The sequence below is a fragment of the Sphingobium sp. AP50 genome, from assembly GCF_900109095.1.
Lineage (GTDB): Bacteria > Pseudomonadota > Alphaproteobacteria > Sphingomonadales > Sphingomonadaceae > Sphingobium.
On the sequence record NZ_FNYZ01000008.1, the window covers coordinates 65,743 to 90,032 of the forward strand.

Consider the following 24,290-nt stretch of genomic DNA (forward strand, 5'->3'; position numbering starts at 1 on the left):
CGGACTTGGACGGCAGACATTTACACAACTTGCCATTCGCTGAGTGCGAAACCGTCTGGCAGCAACGCCCCCAGTCACACCGCAGGCTGGTTCATGTCTAAGCCGCCAGCAGCGACGTCTCCTCCTTGAAGCTGAACCGCCGCGACAGGCATCGTGTGTCCTGATGTGGCCCACGGGCCAGCTCGAGCGTGAGCAGGCTGTCGCTCGGGAACGCGGGGCTCAACTCCAAGCGAAGATACTCGAAGAGTTGGCGATCGTGAACGGCGATGACGATTTGCCGCCCATGCTCCTTCGATAGCGTACGCAGGAGAGCAGCGAGATGAGCGATGTGGATGTCGTCCATCGACTGAACGGGATCGTCCAGAATCAGCCAAGGCAGCGTCTTCGGTACGGATAAGTGGAGCGACAGGAACAGCGTCAGCGCCGCCGTGTTGAGGTTGCCCGCGCTGAGCATGGCACCTGGCGTGCCGCCCGCGCCCCCCCCTCCACGATGGTCGGTGACGAGGCGCGGTTGGATGCGCTGCGTCTCTGCATCGGGGATCCGGAACGCCGGAATGAACGGCTCGCCCGGCGCGAGGCGTACGAAGAGGTCTCGCCAGAGGCGGTTGAGCCGCTCGTTGAATTCCCGGCGGATGATGGCCGATCGGATCGCGTCCACTGCGTCGCGGATCTTTGTCCCCTGCACCCTGACCTTCTGCCCCCGCTGCTGCGCCTCAGCGACAATCTTGAGCGTCGCCTCGTGCTGCCCGAGCTCGTCCGAAAGACGCTCGGCCCGCGACTGGAGCGAGCGGATCGTTGCGACGGCGCTGCGGCCCTCGCGCCGCAGCGACAGTCTGTCTTCGAGCTGTCGGTTCTCGGTGTCGAGGACGGACTGGATCCGCTCCGCCGCTACGCCCAGGTCCTCGCCGTCGACGATGGGACTCGTGGCGACGGCTACGGCGAAGTCGGACAGGGTCTGGCGGGCCGCGGTCAGCGCCACGCTGCGCGATTGCGCCTCGGTGACGGCACGCTGCGCCGCCACCTGACCAGCGCGCAGGCGCGACCCTTCCTTCAGCGCGTCGAGAATACTGGAGAGCTCGGCCCGCGCCGCGTTCCCGTCGGCAGCGGCGCGGTCGAGATCGGCGAGCGTCCGCTCGTCCGGGATCGCGTCGGTCAGCGTAGCGATCTCCCGTTCGAGCCTGTCGACGAGCGCCTGCGCCTGCGTGTTCGTACGCCCGAGCTCCAGCAGGCGCTGCGCTGAGGTAGACAGGCGGCGCACCTTGCCGTGGACGTGCTCTACCAGCGTGCCGGCGTTCAGCTCGGCATAGTCGCGATCGCAGACGGGGCAGGTCTCGCCGTCGATGAAGGCCGTCACTTCGGACAGTATCGCAGCGAGGCCGCCCGCCGATGTCGAGATTCCCTCCATCTCGCCGCTGATTGTCCTGAGGCGCGATCGCGCGACCTCGATCTCGCTCCTGGCCGCGGCGAGCCGCTCGGCGTCGGCCTTGGCCTTGCTCGCGCGGGACGTCGTCTGGTCGGCGTGAAGCGTGAGGTGGCGGAGCGCGGCGTCGCCGAAGGCCGCCATGTCGCCAGGCATTGACGTAGCGGGGAGGATCGCCTCGATCCTCGAGCGAAGCGCCGAGTAGCGCTCCAAATAGGTTGCGGCCCAGCGCTCGTACACGTCAGCCGACGGCTCCGTGACGATGGATGCAGACGGACCCGCTCCCGCAGCCCGCACGAGCTCCCGCCGGATCGAACCCAGTTCACGCCGGCGGTCGGTGATCATCCGCAGGCGTTGCTCGTCGTCCGTGGGCGAAAGCGCCTGCTCGATAGCGTCCAGCTTGCGTTCGTCGAACTCTAGGACAAGTCCGAGCGTGTCCGCCGCCTTCTTGATATCCGACATCTGGACGCCGATGTCCTCAATGATTTGGAGCAGACTGAGCTTCTGGTCCTTAATAAGCGCGTCCAGCCGCGTAATCTCCAGCTCGTTCTCCGACCAGCCGTCGACGACCTTGCGGACGTTGCGCACGTCCCCGAGCGGCTTCAGCCCGGTCTCGATGGCGTCGAGGCGGTCCAGGCGCAGCAGTTCGCCGACGAACTTCGCCAGCGGGGAATCCGCGCCGCTTCCCGAATCTTGGTAGATTTGCAGGAGCTGCCCGAGCAGCGCTTGCGGCAGGTAGCTCCGCTCGCTGAAGAACGACGCTAGCGTCGCATCGAAGGAGGTCGATGTCGCAATTCCGTCCGGGGAAAGCGTGGCGCCGTACTTGGCCGCACCGGTACCCACCGTAGCCACCGACACGCTACCCTGTGCAGCGGACCGGTGCATCAGCTGTGATGCGTAGCCCGGGTCTGCCCGCCGAAGCGACTGAACGCCTCCCGTCAGCGCAAGCTCGATGGCCGACAGAAGGCTCGTCTTGCCGGCGCCGTTCTCGCCATGCACGAGGACGACCTGCGCGTCGAGCGGAGCATGCACGCGCCCGCGGATGCTGCGGAAGTCGGTGACGTCCAACTCCTTGAGAAGAAGGTCGGTCATGCTTTCTCCTCCTTTTTGACGAGCGCCGCATCGATAAGGCTCGCGATTGCCTCGGTCACGGCCTCGTCGCCGCGCTCCGCCGCGTCCAAGATGATCTTGATTGTCGCTCCATCGACGACGTTCTTCAACGCCTTCTCCAGCTGGTCCTGCGCCGTGCCGCCCTGCTCGTCGGCGGCCGGCTGCGGGATCGACAGGGGCAGCAGCACTCGGAGGCTGTCTTCCAGGCGGTTGACGTCCGGGGATCCCGCCTGATCGACGGGAAGCGTGTCGACGTGCAAAACGCGTGCGGTGTCCGCCAGCGCCTCGACGTCGCCGGGCAGCGTCGCCCCGGCGAGCACGACCGTCAGAACGTATCGCGATGCCGTAACGTCGAGCGCGCGGCTCAGCGCCTGGACCCGGGCACGAACACGCGCGCCATCGCTGTCGCCGAAAGATCCCGCCGTGGTGTCGACAAGAAGCACGAGGTCGAGTGCCCGGCCGTGCCGACCGCGAAGCGCCCCGGTGAACTGGAACTCGACGCCAGCCATCCTGAACGGAGTCGGCAGGTCGTCGTATCCGGCTTCGTTGAGGCGCTGGCGGATGGCGGCAATAAGGGGAGATGATGTCATAGCAGCACCTCGGCGGCGAAGGATGCACGCAGTTCGTCGATGTCGCCGGACGCTTGTAGGAGGCTCTCTACGCTCACGTGGGAGGGGGCGAGCGATCCTGTCCGACCCGGCGCGCTCGATGGCGACCTGCTGGAGCGGGTGGCCATCGTGAGATGCCAGGTGTCGTCGGAGTGGATGACGAGGGCATTGTCGTTGGCATAGGCGCCGTCGGCCTGCAGGCGGATCGCTTCGGAAGCCGACTTCACGAGGAAGACGGGACGGGCGGGCGCTCCGGCGCGACTCGCCTTAAGCGAGGCGACCCCAGCGGATAGATCGTCGTTCGCTGGCGACGCGAGCGACCACTGAGCCGTCGATCGGCCATACTCCAGCAGTGCGAGCACGATGGCGAGATGCCCGAGCCTGCTCGCCCGGGCATTCTGGTCCGTCGCCAGCAGGCCGATTGTATTCGGACTGATCGGCTCGTAGGCTGCCGGATCATGCTGGAGCTGCCCGCCCCGGAAGACGGACAATGCGCGTGACCAGAGAGCGATGCCCGTGTTGACGGCGGTCGTCCGGCTCTGGTCCACCGCGTCGACGACGGCGCCGCCTGCCATCTGGTCACGGAGCGCGTTTACGGAGGCGGTCAGAGGGGCGAGAAGCGCGCCTCTGCCGCTCGCGTCGAGCGCGAGCCCCATCAGGCAGTTGAGCTTGTCGGCGACCATCTTGAGCACCAGCGCGACCAGGATCTGTTCGCCCCATGCCCGCATGTGACTGGCCGCGTTTATCGCTAACACGTTTCCGTTGTAGTCATCGCCATAGACGATCCGCAGGACGTCGCGTTGACCCTGGGTGATCTGGTCCTCGCAGAAAACGTGGCCCGGGGCATCCGGCGCGCATGGCCAGGGCCACTTGTTGATTCCGGTCGCCGCCGCGAACACGCCCTGCAGATTCATGTCCTGGATCGACAAGCCCAGGACCATCGTCTTGCGATTCGTGGCGATCCCGAGCACCTCGTTCCGCATGGCGGCGAAGTCCGGGTTGTTCGGCCACATCGCGATCTGCGTGTGGCTGCCGGTTAGAAAACGGCGATATCGCCCCTCGTCCTGCTCGGCGTGGATGATGCATCCGTGGAACTTCAGCAGCCTCGCCTGACCAGGAGGATCGCGGAGCTGGCCGGGGTCCACGACGACCTGGAGTATTCCGGGGATGCCGCTGCCGAGACGATGGATGGCGGCTTCGATGAAGCCGTCCCAGTTTCCGGATGCTATGGTCTTGATGGCACCCTCGAGCACGAGGAGCGCGATGCAGAGGTGCGACCCTACCGGCGGTGGCGGATTTTCAAACTGCCGCCGGATGTCGATCGCCGTCCAGAGGATGAAGTCGCCGGGTTGGGCACCAACGCGGATATCGAGGACGCGGGAATAGCTATTCCAGAGCGCGTTGACGATCGCATCGCGCGCTCCCCAGGCCACGAACGCCAAGTGGAGGTCGGTGCCGACTGCCGTTCGATCCGTTCCGGCGAGCTGCAGAGCCTCGTCGAGCGCGGGCATGTATTCGGCTTCGGTCGCCGGATCGACAGCTCGTATGCGAAGATATTCTATCGCCGCGGCGATGAGACCGCCTAGGCTCGGTGCCTTCCGCGAGATACCCGAACCGACCCACAAAGCAAATTCGCCGTTCTCGACGGCCTTCGCGGTGGCGGCGAATTCGCCGTCGAGCTTCTCCAGAACTTGGCGTACGGTGATGTTGGTCGCGTTGGGTGCAAGTCCCACTTCATGCCTCCCCGATCGGCATGACACGAGTCACCCGGAAGAGCTCAATGCTATGCACGATCCCCTTGGAGCGCAACGCCTTCTGGTGCAGTACGGGGAAGCCGCTGCGCTAGCTCGCGCCGGGTTCGTGTCGCGCTTCGAGCGGATCGGCTGCGGGTGGTTCCTGTCGATCTCTCCTACATTCGCCTTCATTGAGGACGGCCTCCGGCCGCACCAATTCTCCAGCCCACGAAGTTAGACGGATGACCGATTTTCAGCAGTAGGATCGGACCTGCGAATGGCCAGCATGGAGTCTTCCCGAACACGACGGCCCGGTGAACGAATGTGAGCAAAGCGCCTCGACTCGCCCGGGACCTGCCAGAGCACAAACCGCCGAGGTCGGTCGGCCCATGAGATCAGAGGCGCAATCGCTGAACGTCGGCATTTGATAATATCCGCCGTTCGCCACGTCGCCGGTGAACGGCGGAAATGTCCCACGGCCTTCCGGCAGCAGTCGACCTGCTTACGGCGTTCCATGCGATGTTAGGAACGTCGGTCCTCGCCCAAACCGGTCGTTCCTTAGCCAACCTTGCTGACGACTAATCACGCCTGATCTGTCGTGGTGGGCCGTTGTTCCGCTTGCACGCAATCTCATAGTTGAAGCGGGCGTTTGTCCATTCTGAATGCGACGGTAGCCGACTAGTCCAACCATCGATCTTTGATCGTCTAAGAGAGCCCCTTCGCAACATCAGCCTCGGTCACGTTGGCCAGCTAATCGGGCCAGGCATTCGCGAGCGGTGAGAGATCCTGCATCTGCAATTACAGATAGGATCAATCGGACTTCCTTGCGGACGGTTGGGGCGGACGTGGCGAGCGGTTCGAGCAACAGGGCGAGTTCGTCCCCCAGATGGTCATAGGTCCAGAAGCGCTGATCACCCTGGCGGCGGTCAACCATCGCCGCAGCCCAAGGTAGCAGGCATTGCTGACGCTGTGCTTCATCGAAACGCAATGCGAGCCGCACGAGCCGCCGCGCAGCAATAGCGGATCCCAGACTAAGCCTGGCCCAGCGGTCAATCTCGGGTAGGACCATGTCGAGATGTGGCCAGTCATCCGGCAGCGGGAGTCCGTAGCGTCCCATGAACCCAGCCGGGGTGCCCCATTCAGCGATGTAATCATCGGATTCGCGCTCGTGCTCAAGTCGGTCGAAAATCCAGCTGGAAGCCCCCCTCCAAGCAGTCCAAAAGCGTTCATCGGGTGCGCTTCGACTGGCGACCAACTCGCTGATCAGCGTGTCGAGATACTGGCTGACGCAACGCTCGGCATCTCGCTCCTTGTCAAAGTCGCTAAGTGGGCGCCAGAGATCGGAGTCCCCGGCCGCGAGCGCAAAGCGGGCGATCGCCTTGGCAAGATGGGAACTCCATTCGGCGGGGAATGTCCTGTCGGTCCGTCTCCCATTGGCGCTGGAATAGTCGTGCAGCCAAGCCAGACATTGGCGGAGATACGTGTCCATCCTCCGGGCGATCTGCGGCTCGTCGGCGATCGCGGACATAGAGAGACCGTCGAGAATCTTACCAGCGCGCGTCCACAGAAAGGTCCAATCTGTCCGGTGGAGGCCGTATTTGAGGGGTGGCCAACCAGTTGTTCGATGAAGGCCACGGCAGACGATGGTGCGCGGCGCCCGGGGCGATCGAGGGCTCGCGAACGGCCACAAGGGATTGCCGACGCTCCGGCGCATGAGCCTCAGGTTGGCGCGGAAGGCGCGCCTTGCCGCCCGATCCTGGCCCGGGCCCCAGTAGCGGACGACACAGCGGTCGAGCGCGATGACGGCGAGATCCCATGCCTCCCGTGTTGATCCGGCCCAGTCGAGTGATTTGATGAGATTGAGGCTCGCGTCGGTCAACCGACTGTAGGCGATCATGCGAACCCAACCCCCGATTTCGGGATTCGACGTGCCGCGTGACATGATCACCGCTGCTCCGCGAGCGCCGTAGGCGATCGGCTGCATCGATAGCAGCGCCTCATCGACGAGCATGCCGTTGGCTTCTGTGTCAGGGAGCGTCTGGCAGGCAAGAAGGATCGTGGCTTCGATCCAGTCGCGCCCCCCCGCAAAGAGTGTATCTGATCCGAGGCGGGCGGCAAGCCATGCCGTCGCGCTCGTGCAGGCCAGCGCCAGGTTGATGTGGAAGTCATCCTCCTCGAGCAACTCCGCGAGCGGCAGGGCCTGGATTGCCTTCGCCCTTTCGATGGCCTGCTCAAGCGAGAACAAGGGATCGAGTTCTCTCTTCGATTCGTAAGCGGACACCCAGTTCATCAACTCACGGACCGGGATGAGGGCGCGTTCGCGCGCCTCGAGACGCTCACGCTGCGCCGCCTGCTCGGCCGGCGGCTCGATCCAGATCGTGCCGCCTGAGCCATCCTCATTGCGCGCGACCCTTACGTTGGAAGGGTCGGTGTCTGATCGGAGACGGACGAGATCTTCCTCAAGCGCGCGGACATGATCCGCATCTTCGAGCGACCGCAGGTGCGCTGCGAGATCGGAGGAGGTCCACGTTTCGCGCGCGGCTGCGAGCAGTGCCCTCGCGTTGTCGCCGGCTTGGACGTGGAAGCGCAACGTCAGGTCGTTCTTGAGGAAGGTGCGCCGGCGCCAACGCTGCCAACCGACGTCGGCATTCGCGAAATGGTGATCGAGCGCGGAGAAGCCGATAGGGTGCTCGTAATGCATAGTGTTGATGAAGCGCTTGAGCTCATAGTCCCAGAGCCTCGGGGTTGCGAGGAAAGGAGCCGCAGCATCGATCATGCCAGGCGTTTCCGCTTTGAGCGCTATCGCATTAATCAGCAGGGCCGCTGTGGCAGCAAGTCCATTGGGCTGGAGGATGAGGCGTGCCAACTCCTCAATTTCGCGCCCGGCTTCCAGTTGCGCCCAAAGCCAGTCGTCGAGCGCTAGATAGCTGGATCCCAGAACGTATGAGCCGAGGATCCCACGAGACCACGTGTATTCGTGCTCATTTCCCCAGAGCGGGACGACGCCCCACGGCATCGGCACGCGAAGCGGGTTGAGCGGGTTGCGCTCCCCTCGCGCGTGATAATGACGCAGGTGGACCGAAGCGCGCATCTCAAGACGGTGGAACAGACGCAGGCCATCCGCTTCGCTCTCCTTGAACACGGTGTCGAAGCCGTACCGGCTTGGCGAAGCGTCCGAATGGAAATGCGCGCTGCGAATGCCGGCGTCATGATAATCGGTGATGCTGAAACAGTCCGCCATGAACAGCATGTTGTCGTGTCGCGTCTTGCGCTCGCGCGGCGTGAAGTAGGCGATCATCAGGTCGACATAGGGACCGGGGAGAACGGTCGGAAGCTGGCCATGATGCTGTATCAGGTCGCTGGCTGGGTTTTCCCACCGGCGATCCGACTGGAGGCGCCGAAGATAGGCGGTGACCTCTTCAGGCGCTGCTGCGGCACCTCGCGCGACGGCGTTGCGCAGCAGTTTTTCGGTCTCCTCCCAACTGCGGTGCTCCTTCTCGCCGAAGGGGCGCTTGCGCTCGCTCCAATTGCGCCAGTCCTGCCCATGCTCGCAGTCCTCGATCTCGCGGAGGAGCGCGAGTGCCTCCTGGACGACGGCCCGTACGATTGGCCACTCCGCCCCCTGCGTGGTGGCGCACCAGCGTTGGGCGATCCGAGCGAGCGGGACCACGAGAGCGGATGGCCATGTGGTCCACCACCGCACCGACCACCGTAGGAAGTTGTTCCAACTTCGGTAGATCGGCAGTTGGTATTGTATGGCTGAATCGGCCCCGCCCTGCGTGGGCGAGGTTTCCAGGAGGCGCATCTCGGCAATCAACAGCGTATCGAGCATGCGGCTGAGAAGATGGCCATCGTCAGCCAGCAGGGTAGGCTCCAGCCCGCTCAGAAAAACCTGCGAGCGCTCCGAATAGAGGGGAGCGGCCAGCAGACTGCGCGCCCACGCCGGATCCAGTCCGGAGACGGCGTCGAGCCGGTTGAGGGCTGCCAGCCAAGCCTGATCTCCATCGGGTCGCTCGAGCAAGGCCTGTCCATAGACACGCATTGCACGCAGCCAGGCTAGCGGCTCCTCCGCGCGCTGGAGAAGCGCCGGGAGGTTCGCTTCGTGGTTGAGGAAGGCTCGAGCCAGCAGCCAGTCCTCGTAGATGTCGTGCGTGAGCATCACGCGGTCATGGCCGGGCGCGAGATGGATCGTGCCTTCGCGCTGGAGGATCAGGCAGCCCTCGAGATCGAGGTCGGCCTGTGCCGGAGGCTGATCCGGGCGCTCGAGCAAGAGCGTTCCAATCCGGATCAGGGCGGCGTCGCGCGCAGGATCCGCTGGCTGGGCGTGCACCCCGCGCGTGGCCCACGCCTCAGCGAGTTGAACCTCGGTTGCCGTGTCGCCGAGCTGTGGTGAGGCCAGCATTTCACGATAGAGGAAAAGAACGCGGTTGAGATCTCCAAGGTCGCTGCGCAACGCGACTGCCCGAAGCGCCGGCAGCGCCTCCCCGATCATGCGCACGTCGGCCGAGGTGACGCCAGCGACCGTCAGCCTGCGACCTTCGGGCAAACCAACCTCGGCAAGGGCAAGGGCGACAATATCCCGCGTCTGGAAATCGCGCGCGCTGGTCACGATCGACCAGCGCTGCCGCAATGGACTGTCGACGATCGCCCGGAACAGGTCGAGGACGACAGGTCGCCGTTCAGAGAGCAGGAGGCGGTCGGCCCCGTCGATCGCCAGCAGATACTGCCCGCGCGCGGCGAGTTCGTCGACCACCTCGCCGGCCGTTAGAGCCAGACCGAGAGAAGCCGCATGAGCCGCCCAGCTCCGGGCGTCGACGCGGTCGTCCTTGAGGACAAGCGCCGGTCCTTGGAACCGCGCGGCGATTTGGCGGAGCAATGCTGACTTGCCGCAGCCACCATCGCCGGCAATGCGCAGCACGCCGTGACCACCGAGGCCTTCCACGCCAGCATGCACCAGATCGCCACGTAGCAGGCATAGACCTGCAGGCTCCGAGTTGGGAAGGCTCAGATGCGACACGATCGATGTGAGCGCGTCGCGGCTTTCACTCTCAAGCCGTGTGATCGGAGCGCGCAAGCGCTGGATCGGCAGAAGTCCGTAGCCTTCCGGCAACCGAGCGGCCAGCGACGTGCGTGTGTAGCTGCCGGCGAGTTTCCCGTCGGCAAGTGCCAGGCTGCGCAGGGAAGCCAGGAGATCGGGCGCACGAACCGGCTCGCTCAGCGAATGAGCGAGCAGATCGACCGCGTTCTGCCTGTCGCGCGAGGCATCGACGTCGAAATCGGCGATGACGAGCCTAAGCCGTTGGAGGACGGTGAACCGCTCGGCTGGCGATGCCGCAGGAAGGCCGCTGGTGACCGCTGCCAGAAACTGGCGCTTGGCGTCATTCAGCACGCCTTCCTCGACCCACAGCGCGTCGAATGTCGCGGCGTCGGGCTGAGTTCGAGCGGATCCGAGGAGTTCGTCGATGTCGCGCGCCGTGGGCGTGCATGCCGCGGTGATGATCGTCACGGTCCAAAGCCCGGAGTCGGTCGCAATGTGCTGGTGGATGGCGCCGAGCAGAGCGCGAAATTCGGCTGTGTCGCCCAGCGCGTAGCTGCGCTTGGCCTGTAGGTAGGCGATCGTCGCGCTGCCGTCCTCAACTGTGCCGTGAACCGTGATGTCGTCGAAGCCGCGTGGGCCGCTGCGATGCTGTAACGAAAGGCTCTCGGGCGTGATCGAAGGGAGGTAAAAGGCATCCGTCCCACCCGCAAGCAGGCGTGCCATCAACGCGGCTGCAATCTCGACCTCATAATCCACACCGGCACCACCAGTCGATGCATAGGACGCCTTCACTCGACAATTCCCTCCATTCATACGGGCACGCGTTAATGTGCTGGGTCAGCAAGGTATGAAAGTGGATCAAGAAGGGAACAAGGGACAATGGGCAAGGAGCGCGGATTCTTGACCGTGTAGATTTGCGGGACAGATCCGGGCGATCAATGGCGTGAGTGAAAAAGAAACGCAGCGCAGACACGATGCTGTTCATGGTCGGGATCCCTATGCCCGCCTCGCGCTGTTCGACCTGGAATTGCCGGAGCTCTTCTGCGGTCGCAGTATAAGGGGGGACGCCCAAGATATGCGGCGAACCTTGCGACATGCCGGACGTAATCGAACTGGGTCTTCCGCGTGAACCGGCGCATATTCATATCTTCGATCATGCGCTGACGCAGCGAACTGACGGGGGCATCAAGTTGACCATTGGTCATGGTACGACTCCTAGGTTGAAAGGAGCCGCAATCGTCTGCCTACTTGGCCTACACCTCAACTTAGACCCAGGCCGCCGATTACTGTCCAGACCTCAAGGCAAGCAACACTCCCGCGCCAGCGGGTTAGTACAAGTCCCAGCCCTCGTCACTCAAGCGGCTTCGCAGCGACGGTGAATGAACGGCAGGTTCCGAAGCCGCAGTCCAGGCCCTTGAACGTCTGGAATGAGGGCGAATGTGGCCAGCACATAAATGCGATCCGAATGTCTGGTTTTCTGTTTTTGCGCTCCGAAGCGGACCGAGCACAAGGTCCCAACTGTAGATCTCGATCTACAACGGATCAAAGTGCCTTGATCCGCGCGATGACACTGTCCCAATCCACGCTGGGATAGCTGATCTTGACGATGGCATCGTACAGCGTCTGCATGTCGGCGCCGCGACCGTAGGTCGAGCTCACCTTGTTGTCCGCATGGCCGAACAGCAGATCGACGATCTCGCCTATCACCTTGCCGCGCAGTGCGCGCTTCCCGGTATGGCGAAACGAGTAGAACACGAGTTCCGGATCCGACAGGCCGATTCCGTCAAGGAAATCGTTGAATACGCGTGACAGCCGCTGCGTCCGCGAGCCGTACTTGTTGGTCTCAAGGTCTGAGAACAGCCATTCTTCATCAGCGGCCCGCCTCCTCTCCACAAGATCGAGGAAGCCAGCTTCGATCAGCAGCGGATGAAGGGGGACGTGCCGGAGCGAACTGGACGTTTTCACGCGTTTCCGGTGTGTGCCCTCCCGTTCTCGAACCTGACGCCGATCACGCTCGATAGCTATATAGGGAATGCCGTCAAACTCGCGTATGTTGCCCGGGCGCAGCGTACCGAGTTCCTCAAGGCGACATCCGGTGAAGGGAGCAAGCAGCAGCAACCAGAACAGGGTCTCGACCGAGACACCGCTTTTTTCCGGCAGCGGGGCGGAGAATATCACCTTCAGATCGTCGGGTTCGAAGGGAAGGCGTGCATCCTCGTTTCCGTCTCGGGGTAGGGAGGTTACGGTCTTACCGACATTCTCCTCGATGGCCTCCATCACCTCAACCGCATGATCGAGCATGACCCGTAGGCCTGACAACGCCTTGTTTACGGTGTCCGCAGCCAAGGTGGGCAGCGATTGCGCCTTGGCCGCTTCCACCTGATCACGCAGCGGCAGGCTGGCGATGTCCTTGCGTGCGCGGGACGGAAGGCCGGCACAGGTCCGCCTGTAATCGCGCAGCATCGCGGCGGTGATCTGATCTACCGGCAAATCGCCATTCAGTGCGACGAAGCGCCGGACCGCGGTTGCCCATTCGGTGAGCAGCTTCGGCTCTCGCGGCTTGAAGGTGCTCCAGTCGTCGTACACCGCTGTGATGGTCGGCGCGACTTTGCTGGGCGTGATAGCTGCCGCCAGTGACGTTGCGGGTTGAGCGCCGCCTACTATGATGATGGGTGCCGGGATGATCCGGCTACGGCTTGGTTCGATTCGAACGGCACAGGCGGCGCAGAGGCGGTCCAGATATGCCCGGCCGATGGCCTCATGGAGTTCGCTGCCGGGCTCGGCGTCGGCGCCTGCCTGATAGGCGATGGAGGCGATAGCCCAGTCGATCGGGTCCAGCGATGGCAGCGTCGAAACGCGGCGGATGGTTTCCAGCCAAGGCAGCGACTCCAGGTCGGGCACGCTCTCCAGCATCTGCTGTCGTGACAAGTGGTCTTTCAGGTCGGTGAGTGCCGGAGGCGTGCCGAAATCATAGCGAGCACCTGGAGCATTCCGCATAAGCCCATGAGCGTTGGAGAAGGCTTCGCTTTCCAGCGAAGCCAGTTTTCGAGCGATACCGCGCAGGGTATTGTCATCATACCCCTCAAGAAACGTGTCGACCATCGCAGTCGCCGCCTGAAGGTGCTGGTTGAGCAGCGCACGCCGGGCGGCTGCCAGCTTCATTTCGTAGATATCGGCTTGCGCGGGGTAGCGTGACTTCGCTGTTTCAGGATCGCGGGTGTCGAGCGACCGTTTGTACTCCGATTTTCCACCATCGAAGAACGGTCGCAGTGCCTTGGGCACTACGCGCCTGAAGATATAAATGCCGGTGCGGGGATCTTGAGTAGGGACTGCCATTCGGATCACTTTGTACCCATCCTTTGTACCCAAGGAGGGATGAAGTGACCGTTAACGCTGCAAAAATCCCAGTTTCCTGCCATTTGTTGCAGGAATGGTGACCCCTACGGGAATCGAACCCGTGTTTCAGCCGTGAGAGGGCCGCGTCCTAACCGCTAGACGAAGGGGCCATGGGCCGCATCGGCGGCTGGCAGGGGAGGGGCTTTAGCAGGCACGCTGATCGCGTCAAGCCAAAGCATGCGGCATCCCGCCGTCGCCCCATAAAAAACCACCCCATGCAAGCATGGGGTGGCCAAGGTTCAGGGAGGAGACGTCTCCAAAGGGGGAGACGCCCATATGACACACCCGAAAGGGGGGCAGGTGCGCCATATATTTGATAGATAGGGCAGGTCGCATCCCCTTGCAAGAGGGGCGCGGCCTGCCTTCCATCAAATTTTTCAAACCGTTCGGGTTAACTTCTCATTCAGGCTTCAACCGGCTCCGGCGCGGCGGGCACGGCGATCGGGCCCTTGCCCTGGCCGACCTGACCTTCGAAGATTTCGCGCATCAGCTGGAGCGAGAAGAGATGGGCATAGATCAGCGGCAGCATACCGTTCTGGTTGATCTTGCGGAGTTGATCGCCGCGCAGGTCACGCAGCTTTTCCTCGTTGATCATCTTGAAACCGCGATAGACGAAGGGCTGCTCGGCGATCGGCGTCTGGATCGACACTTCGCCGTCCATCAGCAGGTCCATTTCCTGAAGGTCCTTCACGAACTGGCCGGTGCGGGCCGCAGCCTGTTCGAAATCCTCGCAGAATTTCAGCACGCCCTGCGTCAGTTCGCTCGGCTTGCCGTCCACGAACAGCGGCTGGCCTTCTTCACCCGCGCCGATCGTCGGGCTGGTGGGGTCGAAGCAGAGCGACAATTCGTCGCTTTCCGGGCGCAGCTTGGCCAGCATCCAGGGATAGCGGCGGACATAGGCCGGGACATAGGCCGGACCGCGCAGCTTGCCTTCGTCGTCCACGAAGATGTTCACACCTTCATTGAGGCCCATCAGCAGCAGCGGCACGGAATCGGCACCGGCCGAAAAGATGATCGGCGCAAAACGCTGGGCCGGCACGAATTCGTCGATGGTCAGCGGAACGGCATGCTGCGACACCAGGAAGGGGGCCGCATCCGCCGGCTTCACCTTATGGTCGATATGGTCGACACTGCTCAGCGGCAGCAGGTCGTTGTAGAAGATCGGCAGAGTGTTCACGGGCGCGCTGGCCATGGTCAGGTCCATTCTCTCATAAGGCGACGTGTTTTGGGGCACGCCGCAGGTCGCAACTTTGGGGCAGGGCGATATAGGCCTTGCGGGCCATGCGCAATCGCTTTGTCAGCGGCGCACCTGCCCCATGATCAGCCTTCGCCGGGTAGCGGAATGAGCTTGCCAGGATTGAACAGCCCCTTGGGATCGAACGCTGCCTTGATCGCGCGCAGCGCGCCGATTCGCGCCGGCCCGGCAAGTCGGCCGAGTTCCGTCCGCTTCATCTGGCCGATGCCATGTTCCGCCGAGATGGAGCCGCCCGCCGCGACCACCGCATCATGGACGAAGGCGTTGATCGCCTGCCCCTGTGCCGCGATCCAGGCCGGTCCATCGCTCGTCCCCTTGGGCGCGCGAACATGGAAATGGACATTGCCGTCGCCCAAATGGCCGAAGGAGGAGGCCGTCGTGCCGGGGAAGGTCGCTTCGGCGGCGGCGGCGGCCTCGATCATGAAGGCGGGCATCTTCGCCACCGGCACGCTGATATCATATTGCAGCGCAGGCCCCTGCGCCCGCTCCGATTCCGACAGCGATTCGCGGATGCGCCAGAAGGCTTCGGCCTGCGCTTCGTTCGCGGCGATGGCGGCATCGATCGCGATTCCCCGTTCGAACGCCTCGGCCAGCGCCCCTTCCAGCCGCTCGGCAGGGGAGGGATCGGACAGGTCGGCATGATCCACCTCGATCAGCACATGCCAGGGCGTGCGCGTCTCGATCGGCGAGCGCGTGCCCGGAATATGCCCCAGCACGAAGCCCAGCGTGTCGTTGGCGATCACCTCGAACCCCTCGACACTGTCGCCGAGCTTTTCCTCGGTCAGCCGCAGCAGCCGCAGCGCATCGGCCGGCGTCTCCACCCCGACCCAGCCTACCGCCCGCGCGGCGATCGCCGGCACCAGCCGCAGCGACGCGGCGGTGACGACGCCCAGCGTCCCTTCCGCCCCGATCAGCAACTGCTTGATGTCATAGCCGCGATTATCCTTCTTCAGCGCATCCAGCCCGTCGAAGATGCTGCCGTCGGGCAGAACCGCCTCGATCCCTTCGACCAGCGCCCGCATCGTCCCATGGCGCAGCACCTGCGTCCCGCCCGCATTGGTGGACACCAGCCCCCCGACCGTGGCGGAGCCTTTTGCCCCCAGGCTCAGCGGAAAGCGCCGTCCCGCCGCCTCGGCCGCGTCATGCAGCACGCTCAGAATCACGCCAGCCTCGCACAGCGCCAGATTGTCGTCGGGAGAGAGGCTGCGAATATGGTTCATCCGCCGCAGCGACAGGATCAGCGCGCTGCCATCGGCCGGCGGCGTCGCGCCCCCCACCATCGACGTGTTGCCGCCCTGCGGCACCAGCGCGATGTCCAGTTCCGCCGCCAGCTTCACGGTGTCGGCAACCTCCTGCGTCGATGCGGGGGAAAGGATTGCCACGGTCGCGCCATGATATCGCCCGCGCCAGTCGCTGGTCCATGGGCTGATGTCGTCCGGATCGGTCACGACCCCCTTGGGGCCGAGCAGGGCGATGAAGCTGTCGATATGCTGCTGTTCTATCATGGGACGATGCTATGCCCCGGAATTCATCGACGGTTCAACCTTTGGGCGATAGCGTGCCAGTCCCAAAAAGGGGTTCGACTTGCTTCCATCCGTTCTGCTGCTGCTGATCGCGTCCGGCGCTGAGCCTGTGCAAATGGCGCAGCTCACGATTCAGCAGCGCATCATCATCCGCGTGCCGATGGCGAAAAAGGGCAGGGCGCCCGCCCGTCCCGCGCCGGAAGATCAGCAGGCTTGGGAAGAAAAAAAAGGGCCGCGCTGCGTGGCTCTCCGCTCGATTCGCGGGGCCAGCATCGTCGTCGGCAATGGCGTTGACCTGATTCTCGCGGACAATCATCGCTATCGCGCCCGGCTGGAAAAGGGCTGCGACTCCGATGGCTTCTATTCCGGCTTCTATGTCGAACCGGATGATGACGGTTCGCTTTGTTCGGGCCGCGACGAATTGCAGGCGCGCAGCGGCCTTAGCTGCGGGATCGACAGCTTCCGTCGCCTGATCCCGATCGACGAAGAGGATTGATCCTTCTCTATAGGCGGCAAAATACGCGAATTTCTTGACAAGTGGCCGATATTTCCGCAATGCGCGGCCGATTTCCTGCATGCGGACGCGCATGTCGGCCACCTCCTGTCCGGACATATGAATGACTTTTGCCGATCTCGGCCTTTCCGACGAATTGCTCAGGGCCGTAACCGAATCCGGTTATGACACGCCGACGCCGATTCAGGCGCAGGCGATCCCCCCCGTGCTGATGATGAAGGATATCATCGGCATCGCCCAGACGGGGACGGGCAAGACCGCCAGCTTCGTGCTGCCGATGATCGACATTCTCGCCCATGGCCGCGCCCGCGCGCTGATGCCGCGCAGCCTGATCCTGGAGCCGACCCGCGAACTCGCCGCCCAGGTTGCGGAGAATTTCGAGAAATACGGCAAGTATCACAAGCTCTCCATGGCGCTGCTGATCGGCGGCGTGCAGATGGGCGATCAGATCAAGGCGCTGGAAAAGGGCGTCGACGTGCTGATCGCGACGCCGGGCCGCCTGATGGACCTGTTCCAGCGGGGCAAAATCCTGCTCAACGGCTGCAACATGCTGGTCATCGACGAAGCCGACCGGATGCTCGACATGGGTTTCATCCCGGATATCGAGGAAATCTGCACCAAGCTGCCGGCGCAGCGCCAGACTTTGCTCTTCTCCGCGACCATGCCGCCGGTGATCAAGAAGCTGGCCGACCGCTTCCTGTCCAATCCCAAGTCGATCGAGGTGGCACGCCCCGCGACCGCCTCCACCAATATCGTCCAGCATCTGGTGAAGGTCGATTCGCGCAAGAAGCGCGACGCCCTGTGCGACATGTTGCGCGTGGCGGACGTGACCAGCGCCGTCGTCTTCTGCAACCGCAAGACGACCGTGCGTGATCTCAACAAGGCGCTGCAACGGCAGGGCTTCCGTTCGGGCGAGATTCACGGCGACATCGACCAGTCGTCGCGCATCGCCGAACTGGAACGCTTCCGCGACGGCACCGTCAACATCCTCGTCGCGTCGGATGTCGCGGCGCGCGGTCTGGATATCAAGGGCGTCAGCCACGTCTTCAACTTCGACGCGCCCTGGCACCCGGACGATTATGTCCACCGTATCGGCCGCACCGGACGGGCCGGCGCGACCGGCGTCGCCTATACGTTCGTGACCGAGGCGGATGCCGAGGCGATCGACAATATCCAGAAGCTGATCGGCACCAAGATCGCCTATGCCCCGTTGCCGGGTGGATCGGGCCGTGAGGAGGAAGCGCCGCAGGACAGCCGCCGCAGCGAAAGCCGCGACCGCAAGCCCGCCCGCCGCGAAGAAAAGCCGCGTGACGACAAGCGCCGGGAAGATCGTCCGGCCGAACGTGCTCGTGAGGATCGCAACGAAGAACGTCCGGCGGCACGTGCCCGCGACGATCGTCCGCGCGAAGACCGTCCCCGCACTGAACGCAAGGATCGCACGCCCCCGCCACAGCGTCGCCGCGATCCGGTGGACGATGGCCCGGACGATGGCTGGAACGGCCCCGTTCCCCACTTCCTGTCGGTCGGCTTCATCGGCTGATACTATCTTCCGCATCGGCGGTAAGGATTTGAGAGGCACCCCTGACAGGATCGGGGGTGCCTCTTTCGTTGCAGCCTGCCGCTGGACCCGGCATGATCGGGTTGGATTGTGATGACATTGTTCTGATCCGACGGCGTCATTTCGAGCGCAGCGAAGCAATCCAGTGGTACATCGTGGATTGCTTCGCTGCGCTCGAAATGACGACTCATACAGATATCATCATACCCTAATAGGCAGGGGTGGGGCATGAAGCCGGACAATATCGATCGCCTGACGAAGCTGGAGGAACTGCGCGCAGCGGGCGTGCTGACCGACGCGGAATTTGCGGAGGAGAAGCGCAAGCTGCTCTCCGCCGGATCGACCCGCTGGCCGCTGATCATCGGCGCGGGCGTGCTGGGCATCGCCGCCCTGCTGGTCATCGGCGCATGGCTGGTGCCGGGCCAATGGTCGACCTCGGTTGCGCCGCCACACCCCACCACGCCACACCCCACCACGCCGCAGCCCGTCCTCACGCCGCCTGCGCCGGTCGCCACCACGCCGCCACTCGCCCCGGCGGAACGTCTGGCCCGCGCGTTTGAGGCGGCGACCAGCCATCGCCGTCCCTTCGTGCAGACGGTGGAGGGCGAAGCCTTCACCATTACGCCCGTCCGGATCGTGGACCTGCCCTTCGGCCCGGCGCTGATCGCCACCCTTGAAATGAAGGATGGCTGCCACGCCTGCACCGGCTTCCTCAGCGTCTATTATCTGGCGGAGGATCAGGGGAAGACAGTCGTGCGCGCCGCCTATCCCGAAGCCGTGTCGGGCTGGGGATGGGGCGCTGGCCCGTCGGACTGGGACATCACCAACCGCTTCACCGCCAATCCCGCCATCTATGCGTCGGGCGGCTATACCGGGCAGGGCGTCACGGAATTAGGCGCGACCATCACGGAGCTTCGGCCAGAAGGGCCGATCACATCGGACCTGATCGGCACGGGCTATAGCGACGCCGGGGCGATCTCTGACGATAATCCGCGCAAGGCCTGCGAACTGGAAGGTCGGATCGCCAATGTCGTCAGGGACAAGGGCTTCGATGTCATCGTCACCGGCTCCGTCAACCGAACGGAACATTATGGGAAGCGGCAGGGCAAATTCGTCCCCGCCAACAAGCAGGACTGGGGATTGCCCTGCGGCGGGTGAGGGGCGTTCACCTGTCCTATCCGCACGCCCTTTGCTAAGGGATGATCACGACATGCTGATCCGCTGTTGGAAAGAAAATTTCCAACTTATGTTCGAAAAGAACAGGATTTACGGGAAATATGCGAAGTTAAGCGCGACGAATCCAACAGGGGCGACCCTCCGGCCACCCCCGCAGGTCGCGCTTATTTCGGGTCCAGCCGGGTGATCCCGCTCATATAGGGAAGCAGCGCGTCCGGCACGGTCACGCTGCCATCGGCCTGCTGGTAATTCTCCAGCACCGCGACCAGCGTGCGTCCCACCGCCAGCCCCGACCCGTTCAGCGTGTGCAGGAAGACGGTCTGCTTCGATCCTTCCGGCTTGAACCGGGCGTTCATCCGCCGCGCCTGGAAGTCGCCGCAGTTGGAGACGGAACTGATCTCGCGATAGGTATCCTGGCTCGGCAGCCAGACTTCCAGATCATAGGTCTTGCGCGCGCCAAAGCCCATGTCGCCGGTGCACAGCAGCATCTTGCGATAGGGCAGGTTCAGCGCCTGCAAGATGCCCTCGGCCGCCGCGGCCATGCGCTCATGCTCGGCGGCAGAGTCTTCCGGCGCACAGATGGCGACCAGTTCAACCTTCTCGAACTGATGCTGGCGAATGAAACCGCGCGTGTCGCGCCCGGCAGAGCCTGCCTCCGACCGGAAGCAGGGGGTCAGGGCAGTCAGCCGCAGCGGCAGGCTGTCGACCGGCACGATCTGGTCGTTCACCAGATTGGTCAGGCTGACCTCCGCCGTCGGGATCAGCCAGCGGCTATCGGTCGTCTTGAACAGGTCTTCGGCAAATTTGGGCAGCTGCCCCGTACCGAACAGCGCCTCATCCTTCACCAGCAGTGGGACGATCGTCTCTTCATAGCCGTTGGTGGCGGTCTGCGTGTCCAGCATGAACTGCGCCAGCGCCCGATGCAGCCGCGCCATCTGCCCGCGCAGCGCGGTGAAGCGCGCGCCCGACAGCCGCGCGCCGCCCTCGAAATCCAGCCCCAGCGCCGGCCCAAAATCGGCATGGTCCTGCGGCGCGAAATCGAAGATGCGCACCGTGCCCCAGCGGCTCAGTTCCACATTGTCCGCTTCGTCCGCGCCCTGCGGCACATCGTCGGCCGGCAGGTTGGGGATGGCGGCCAATATGGCGGTCAGCGCCTCGCTCGTTTCGCGATCGTCCGCTTCCAGCGCCGGCATGCTTTCCTTCAGCGCGGCGACCTCGGCCTTCAGCGCCTCGGCCTTTTCCATATCCTTGGCCGCCATAGCCTGGCCGATCAGCTTGCTCGCCTCGTTGCGGCGGGCCTGGCCCTGCTGCAACTGGGTCTTGATGGCGCGGCTCTTCTCGTCGATCGCCAATATCTCGGCGGACAGCGGCGACAGGCCGCGCCGGGCGAGGGCGGCGTCGAAGGCGGCGGGGTTTTCGCGGAGGAAGCGGATGTCGTGCATGGGTCAGCCCTATGCCGCTGTGCGACGGGCCGCGCAACCCTGTGCGCTGCCGTCCGTTGGTCTGTCATCACCGATAATGCAAAAGGAGACGGCGATGCAGATCGATCATGACGCGATGATATTGGTGGCGGACGGGCGCAAGCTGCTCTTCTTCCGGAACAAGGGCGATTCCGCCTTCCCGCAACTGGAGGCGGAAGCGGTCAGGGTGCAGGATAATCCGTCCCATCTGGAACAGGCATCCGACCGGGCGGGGCAGTCTTCCTCCACCGGCACCGCATCCGGCACGATGGGCGAAAACAACTTTCACGAACTGGAGGAGCAACGCTTTGCCGCTCAGGCCGCCGACCTGCTCAAGCAACGCGCCTTCGCGCAGGATTATGAAAAGCTGATCATCGTCGCGCCGCCGACGGCGCTCGGCGAAATGCGCAAGCATCTGCACAAGGAAGTGCGCGACCGGCTGGTGGGAGAGATTGCCAAGGATCTGACCAACCATCCCGTACCCGAAATCGAAAAGCTGATCACCGCCAGCTAAGCTGCGCAGCCCAAAGCCCAAAAAAGAGGGCGGCCCGAATATCGGACCGCCCCATTTTTCTGTCCGTAGTATTCGCCGTCAGGCCGCAGCCTGCGCCTTGCGATCAGCAAAGCGCTTGCGGGCGATCAGCGCGACCGCCGCCGCACCGAACAGAAGCACCATGGGCGGTGCCGGAACGTCGGTGCCACCGGTGCTGCTCGAGCCCCCGCTCGAGCTGCTGGAAGAGGAACTGCTCGAAGAACTGCTGCTCGACGAGGAGGAGGAACTGCCGCTCGACCCGGTGCTGCTGCCCGTGCTGCCGAAGCTGGACGAGCCGCCCGAAGACGAAGAGCTGCCGCTGGACGAGGAGGAAGACGAGCTGCTGCTCGATCCGCTCGACCCGGAACTGCCACTCGACCCGCTGCTGCCGCTCGATCCCGAACTGCCGCTGGAACCGCTGGACCCGGAGCTGGAATGATCCGGCTTGTCGGGCTTGTGCGGCTTGCCGCCGCTCGATCCGCCCGAGCTGCTCGAAGACGAGCTGGACGAGGAAGAAGAGGACGAACTGGAACTGGACGAGGAAGACGAGCTGGAGCTGACCCCCGACGAAGTCGAAACACCGCCGGTGGAGGTGGAAACACCACCCGTCGACGTGGAAACGCCGCCAGTGGAGGTCGACACGCCACCGGTCGACGTGGAGACGCCACCCGTGGTCGAGCTGGTCGAGCTGCTGATGCCGCCGGTGGAGCTGCTGGTCGAGGAGATCACGACCGAACCGCCGCTCCCGCCGCCACCGCCGCCGAAGAAGCCGCCGATAAAGCCACCGCCGCCAAAGCCGCCGCCACCGCCCATCACGACCGGCACCGATCCGCCACCGCCCGACATTACCGGCATTTCGGCCGGGGGCAGGGGGATAGGCGCGGGCTGGCTGGTGACGGTCACGACCTGCGCCGGCGTAACGGTCTTCACCGTCTGGACCGTCTTCACGACCTTGCGCTTCACGGTGCGCACGGCATAGCGCTTCTTGGGCGCCGCCTTCATGCTCTTATAGCTGTGGACCACAGCCGGACGCGCGTTTTCGGCCACATGGACGGCGCCGCCGCCAATGATCGCCCCGCCGCAAGTGCAGGCGCATAATTTAGCCAATGCCATCCGTACCGACATAGGATCCACTCTTATTCTTGTTTACCCCTGGGCCGCCGCCGGTTTGTGGCCGGATGCGGTTGAGGAACTTCCCGTACGTAATAACGCAAAACAAACGGTTAATCGCAAGTCTGTTAACCCTGATTCCGCCTTTCAAGTCTAGGGAAATCCTTCCTTTGCTTGAAGGAATATGGTTAACGTCCCACATTGGTACGCAGGCGATCGGCAGGATAAATTAACCTTGTTTAGCTTTTCGACCACCCGTGATTTGCCGGACTCGGCCGCGAAGGCCGATCTTGCTGCAAAAACACACAGTTCTAGGCGGCGGCGAGTAGATTGCCCGCTTGTGTCGGTCTGCCCCGATGGCTATGAGGCGCGCACAATCAAGTCATGGGCGCCCGGACATTATAAGCGCTGGGGCCTTTCGAGTCGGAGAGCCAGATGGCATCGGTGCTGAATTCCGATAAAGACGGCGAAAAGCCGCCCAAATCGACTGTAACGCTTCCCGCCGACTATCGGCCGTCGCCTGACGAAGAGTTCATGAATCCCTTGCAGCTGGAATATTTCCGCCAGCGCCTGTGGGACTGGAAGAAGCAGATCCTCGCCGAAGCGGAAGGTACGCTGGCGGTGCTGCAAAATGAACCGCTGCGCGAACCTGACCTCAACGATCGCGCGTCGAGCGAAACCGACTGGTCGATCGAACTGCGCACCCGCGATCGCCAGCGCAAGCTGATCTCGAAGATCGACTCCGCGCTGCGCCGTATCGATGACGGCGAATATGGTTATTGCGAAGTTACCGGCGAGCCCATTTCGCTGGGTCGGCTGGAGGCTCGGCCGATCGCGACCATGACTGTCGAAGCGCAGGAGCGGCACGAGCGGCAGGAAAAGATATCCCGCGACGATTAACGCTTTGTCCACCACCCCGCGATTAGGATGGTGATCATTCGGATATCATTTAGTCGCGGGTTAGTTCATGGACGAAGAACGGGATATTTCTGATCGGGGGCCGGCACGCGCCGCGCCGCGCGACAGCCTGTTTCTCCTGACCACCCTCTGCACGCCGGAAGGCGCGGAGCTCGGCAAGGCACGCATCCGCAACCTGTCGGCCACCGGCCTGATGGCGGATTGTGAGCGAGCCATTGCCGTCGGTGCCCGTGTCATTTGCGATTTGCGTGGCGTCGGGCAAGTCGCCGGGACCATCGCGTGGTCGCGGGAAGACAAGATCGGCATGGCCTTCGACGAAGCGATCGATCCCCAACTCGCCCGCAAGCCGGTAAGTGGTAAGGGACAGGGCGTGCCCGATTATCTGCGCGTGCACCAGATGCAGGCGCCGCGCCGCTAAACCGTTTTTCGCTTTAGGCACAATAAAAGCCCCGCGACCATCCGGTCTTCGGGGGCTTGCTTCGTCTTTGCTGACGCCACGGCATTAGCGAGCGCTGCGTTAAATCCGACGCAAATAGCGCGCCCTAGATTCTTGTTTTGGCATCGTCTTCTGCCCAAACCGGTTTCCACTTTTGGGCGGAATGCTCTAGCGACCGGAAGGGTCGGATCGGCGGTCTGCGCCGCCGGATCCTGACCTCCTCCCAGCACGCAACATGGATGTCAGTGTTGCGCTGCCATCTCCTCTTTCAACCGCAATTTCTGCTTTTTGAGCGATGCTACCAGGATGGCGTCGGGCATGGGCCGACTCGATTCCGCCTTGATTCGGGCCTCAAGGCCGGCATGCTTTGCTGAAAGAGCTGAAACGTGGCTGTTTTCCATGACATTCTCCTTACGAGGGGTGATGGACGACAAAGTAGATCATGATTCGGATGGCTTGTCTTGCGGTGATTCGCGCTTTGCGATGGGCCGCCCGCAAATTTG

The 24,290-nt window shown here is 63.5% G+C and carries 18 protein-coding genes and 1 tRNA gene; 9 read left to right on the forward strand and 10 right to left on the reverse strand.

Features of this window, described 5'->3' with window-relative positions:
* Positions 1 to 97: 97 nt before the first annotated feature.
* From BMY84_RS14405 to BMY84_RS14450, 8 genes are all read right to left on the reverse strand, one after another.
* Positions 98 to 2,512 carry an AAA family ATPase gene (locus BMY84_RS14405; protein ID WP_093084752.1) on the reverse strand — a complete coding sequence of 805 codons (2,415 nt, stop codon included), beginning with the start codon at positions 2,510 to 2,512 and terminating at the stop codon, positions 98 to 100.
* Complete coding sequence (locus tag BMY84_RS14410; protein ID WP_143075051.1) at positions 2,509 to 3,120, reverse strand: hypothetical protein; 612 nt, start codon at positions 3,118 to 3,120, stop codon at positions 2,509 to 2,511. The genes BMY84_RS14405 and BMY84_RS14410 overlap by 4 nt, the downstream gene beginning before the upstream one ends.
* Positions 3,117 to 4,871, reverse strand: a complete 1,755-nt coding sequence (locus BMY84_RS14415; protein ID WP_093084755.1) for a hypothetical protein — start codon at positions 4,869 to 4,871, stop codon at positions 3,117 to 3,119. Before BMY84_RS14415 ends, BMY84_RS14410 begins: the two co-directional genes overlap by 4 nt.
* Before the next feature lie 727 nt (positions 4,872 to 5,598).
* Positions 5,599 to 10,701, reverse strand: coding sequence for a hypothetical protein (locus BMY84_RS14425; protein ID WP_093084759.1), 5,103 nt, complete (start codon positions 10,699 to 10,701; stop codon positions 5,599 to 5,601).
* Between the two features lie 750 nt (positions 10,702 to 11,451).
* Entirely contained in the window at positions 11,452 to 13,245 is a 1,794-nt protein-coding gene (locus tag BMY84_RS14435; RefSeq protein WP_093084760.1) for a DUF6538 domain-containing protein, read from the reverse strand.
* A 95-nt stretch (positions 13,246 to 13,340) separates the two neighbouring features.
* Positions 13,341 to 13,415, reverse strand: a tRNA-Glu gene (locus BMY84_RS14440).
* A gap of 293 nt (positions 13,416 to 13,708) precedes the next feature.
* A complete protein-coding gene (locus BMY84_RS14445; RefSeq protein ID WP_093084930.1) occupies positions 13,709 to 14,497 on the reverse strand; it encodes a SapC family protein in 789 nt (262 codons plus the stop codon).
* A 128-nt stretch (positions 14,498 to 14,625) separates the two neighbouring features.
* A complete protein-coding gene (locus BMY84_RS14450) occupies positions 14,626 to 16,065 on the reverse strand; it encodes an FAD-binding oxidoreductase (protein WP_093084762.1) in 1,440 nt (479 codons plus the stop codon).
* A gap of 79 nt (positions 16,066 to 16,144) precedes the next feature.
* Here BMY84_RS14450 and BMY84_RS14455 point away from each other — a divergent pair, with 79 nt between their 5' ends.
* The 3 genes from BMY84_RS14455 to BMY84_RS30120 all read left to right on the forward strand — a co-directional run bounded on the left by BMY84_RS14455 (position 16,145) and on the right by BMY84_RS30120 (position 19,313).
* Positions 16,145 to 16,579 (forward strand): hypothetical protein, encoded by a 435-nt coding sequence (locus BMY84_RS14455; protein WP_093084763.1) that lies wholly within the window; start codon positions 16,145 to 16,147, stop codon positions 16,577 to 16,579.
* Between the two features lie 121 nt (positions 16,580 to 16,700).
* The gene (locus BMY84_RS14460; protein WP_093084765.1) at positions 16,701 to 18,137 is read left to right on the forward strand and encodes a DEAD/DEAH box helicase; all 1,437 of its coding nucleotides are present in this window, start codon (positions 16,701 to 16,703) and stop codon (positions 18,135 to 18,137) included.
* Between the two features lie 246 nt (positions 18,138 to 18,383).
* Positions 18,384 to 19,313, forward strand: coding sequence for an SHOCT domain-containing protein (locus BMY84_RS30120; RefSeq protein ID WP_093084766.1), 930 nt, complete (start codon positions 18,384 to 18,386; stop codon positions 19,311 to 19,313).
* 182 nt (positions 19,314 to 19,495) lie between these two features.
* Here the strand turns inward: BMY84_RS30120 and serS are convergent, their stop codons facing one another.
* A complete protein-coding gene (gene serS, locus BMY84_RS14470; protein WP_093084767.1) occupies positions 19,496 to 20,773 on the reverse strand; it encodes a serine--tRNA ligase in 1,278 nt (425 codons plus the stop codon).
* A 94-nt stretch (positions 20,774 to 20,867) separates the two neighbouring features.
* Here serS and BMY84_RS14475 point away from each other — a divergent pair, with 94 nt between their 5' ends.
* From BMY84_RS14475 to BMY84_RS14495, 6 genes are all read left to right on the forward strand, one after another.
* Positions 20,868 to 21,305, forward strand: coding sequence for a host attachment family protein (locus BMY84_RS14475; RefSeq protein WP_093084768.1), 438 nt, complete (start codon positions 20,868 to 20,870; stop codon positions 21,303 to 21,305).
* 115 nt (positions 21,306 to 21,420) lie between these two features.
* The gene (locus BMY84_RS14480; protein WP_256215259.1) at positions 21,421 to 21,762 is read left to right on the forward strand and encodes a hypothetical protein; all 342 of its coding nucleotides are present in this window, start codon (positions 21,421 to 21,423) and stop codon (positions 21,760 to 21,762) included.
* Positions 21,763 to 21,768: 6 nt separating this feature from the next.
* Complete coding sequence (locus BMY84_RS14485) at positions 21,769 to 22,302, forward strand: hypothetical protein (RefSeq protein ID WP_256215260.1); 534 nt, start codon at positions 21,769 to 21,771, stop codon at positions 22,300 to 22,302.
* A gap of 87 nt (positions 22,303 to 22,389) precedes the next feature.
* The gene (locus BMY84_RS30125) at positions 22,390 to 22,590 is read left to right on the forward strand and encodes a hypothetical protein (RefSeq protein WP_143075053.1); all 201 of its coding nucleotides are present in this window, start codon (positions 22,390 to 22,392) and stop codon (positions 22,588 to 22,590) included.
* Between the two features lie 278 nt (positions 22,591 to 22,868).
* Entirely contained in the window at positions 22,869 to 23,333 is a 465-nt protein-coding gene (dksA, locus tag BMY84_RS14490; protein ID WP_093019981.1) for an RNA polymerase-binding protein DksA, read from the forward strand.
* 67 nt (positions 23,334 to 23,400) lie between these two features.
* Complete coding sequence (locus tag BMY84_RS14495; protein ID WP_093084769.1) at positions 23,401 to 23,769, forward strand: PilZ domain-containing protein; 369 nt, start codon at positions 23,401 to 23,403, stop codon at positions 23,767 to 23,769.
* A gap of 260 nt (positions 23,770 to 24,029) precedes the next feature.
* On the opposite strand, the gene BMY84_RS14500 is transcribed toward BMY84_RS14495, so the two are convergent.
* Positions 24,030 to 24,188, reverse strand: coding sequence for a YdcH family protein (locus BMY84_RS14500; RefSeq protein WP_083952561.1), 159 nt, complete (start codon positions 24,186 to 24,188; stop codon positions 24,030 to 24,032).
* Between the last annotated feature and the right edge of the window lie 102 nt (positions 24,189 to 24,290).

Excerpts from the sequence above, each read along its gene's own strand:
- BMY84_RS14445 (WP_093084930.1), bottom strand. The coding sequence starts at position 14,497 with ATGGCCAGCGCGCCCGTGAACACTCTGCCGATCTTCTACAACGACCTG.
- BMY84_RS14500 (WP_083952561.1), bottom strand. The coding sequence starts at position 24,188 with ATGGAAAACAGCCACGTTTCAGCTCTTTCAGCAAAGCATGCCGGCCTT.
- BMY84_RS30125 (WP_143075053.1), top strand. The coding sequence starts at position 22,390 with ATGATCGCCCCGCCGCAAGTGCAGGCGCATAATTTAGCCAATGCCATC.
- BMY84_RS14435 (WP_093084760.1), bottom strand. The coding sequence starts at position 13,245 with ATGGCAGTCCCTACTCAAGATCCCCGCACCGGCATTTATATCTTCAGG.
- BMY84_RS30120 (WP_093084766.1), top strand. The coding sequence starts at position 18,384 with ATGAAGCCGGACAATATCGATCGCCTGACGAAGCTGGAGGAACTGCGC.
- dksA (WP_093019981.1), top strand. The coding sequence starts at position 22,869 with ATGGCATCGGTGCTGAATTCCGATAAAGACGGCGAAAAGCCGCCCAAA.
- BMY84_RS14410 (WP_143075051.1), bottom strand. The coding sequence starts at position 3,120 with ATGACATCATCTCCCCTTATTGCCGCCATCCGCCAGCGCCTCAACGAA.
- serS (WP_093084767.1), bottom strand. The coding sequence starts at position 20,773 with ATGCACGACATCCGCTTCCTCCGCGAAAACCCCGCCGCCTTCGACGCC.
- BMY84_RS14495 (WP_093084769.1), top strand. The coding sequence starts at position 23,401 with ATGGACGAAGAACGGGATATTTCTGATCGGGGGCCGGCACGCGCCGCG.
- BMY84_RS14405 (WP_093084752.1), bottom strand. The coding sequence starts at position 2,512 with ATGACCGACCTTCTTCTCAAGGAGTTGGACGTCACCGACTTCCGCAGC.
- BMY84_RS14460 (WP_093084765.1), top strand. The coding sequence starts at position 16,701 with ATGACTTTTGCCGATCTCGGCCTTTCCGACGAATTGCTCAGGGCCGTA.
- BMY84_RS14475 (WP_093084768.1), top strand. The coding sequence starts at position 20,868 with ATGCAGATCGATCATGACGCGATGATATTGGTGGCGGACGGGCGCAAG.
- BMY84_RS14450 (WP_093084762.1), bottom strand. The coding sequence starts at position 16,065 with ATGATAGAACAGCAGCATATCGACAGCTTCATCGCCCTGCTCGGCCCC.